The sequence below is a fragment of the Tabrizicola thermarum genome (assembly GCF_003574395.1).
GTDB lineage: Bacteria > Pseudomonadota > Alphaproteobacteria > Rhodobacterales > Rhodobacteraceae > Tabrizicola > Tabrizicola thermarum.
On record NZ_QMJY01000046.1, the window covers coordinates 1 to 978 of the forward strand.

The following is a 978-nucleotide window of genomic DNA, read 5'->3' on the forward strand; positions in this document are numbered from 1 at the left end:
AGAAAAGGTTGCTCATCGGTCAGTCTCCTTGCGGAGGCGTGAATCACGCCGCAGAAGCAAGATCAATGGGTCCTGACCCTATAGCGATGCCGCGATCCAGACCTGCCTGACGATGAAGGTGCTGTTCGGCATGGCTCTTCGACAGACAACCGGGTTTGTCAAGAGCCTGTTGCGGCTGGTCGGCGTCGACTGGGATTTGCCGGACTTCAGCACGCTGTCGCGGCGCCAGAAAACCCTGAAGGTTAACATCCCCTACCGCGGTTCAGACGGCCCATTGCACCTGCTGGTCGACAGCACCGGCATCAAGGTCGAGGGCGAAGGCGAGCGGAACGCCCGCAAGCATGGCGGCACCAAGCGCCGCGTCTGGCGCAAGATCCACATCGGGATTGACGAGAAGTCCCTGGCAATCCGAGCGGCGGAGCTCACCACGAGCGACGTGGGCGATGCGCCAATGCTGCCAGAACTGTTGGACCAGATCCCGCCCGAACAGCAGATCGGCAGCGTCACCGCCGATGGGGCCTTCGACACCCGCAAGTGCCATGACGCGATCGCCGCCCGTGGGGTGGCCGCAATCAACCCGCCCCGTAAGAACGCCAACCCATGGAAACCCGCAACCGCCGGGGCGATCGCGCGAAACGAAATCCTGCGGACGTCGAAACGCGTCGGTCGAACCATCTGGCGACGATGGAGCGGCTACCACCGCCGGAGTCGCGCAGAAACCAGGATGCACTGCGTCAAGCTGCTCGGGCAGCGCCTGTCCGCCAGAGACTTCGACCGTCAGGTCGCAGAGTTCCAGGTCCGGGTCGCGGTCCTGAACCGCTTCACCGCAATCGGCACACCCGTCACAAAGGTCGCGGAATAAGTCTGACTGGGGAAAGGGGAGGCCCGCCCATCATCCGATTTGTGCAACATGTGTAACCGCCCCTTGCGCAAGAGGGAACTTCGGGCCTGATCCCGGCGCGTCATCGGGTGCTGACA

1 pseudogene is annotated in these 978 nt (G+C 63.2%); it reads left to right on the plus strand.

Annotation, left to right across the window (positions count from 1 at the left end):
• Positions 1-79: 79 nt before the first annotated feature.
• Positions 80-862: pseudogene (locus tag D5084_RS09090) on the plus strand (IS5 family transposase); the annotation flags it as partial.
• Positions 863-978 lie beyond the last annotated feature (116 nt).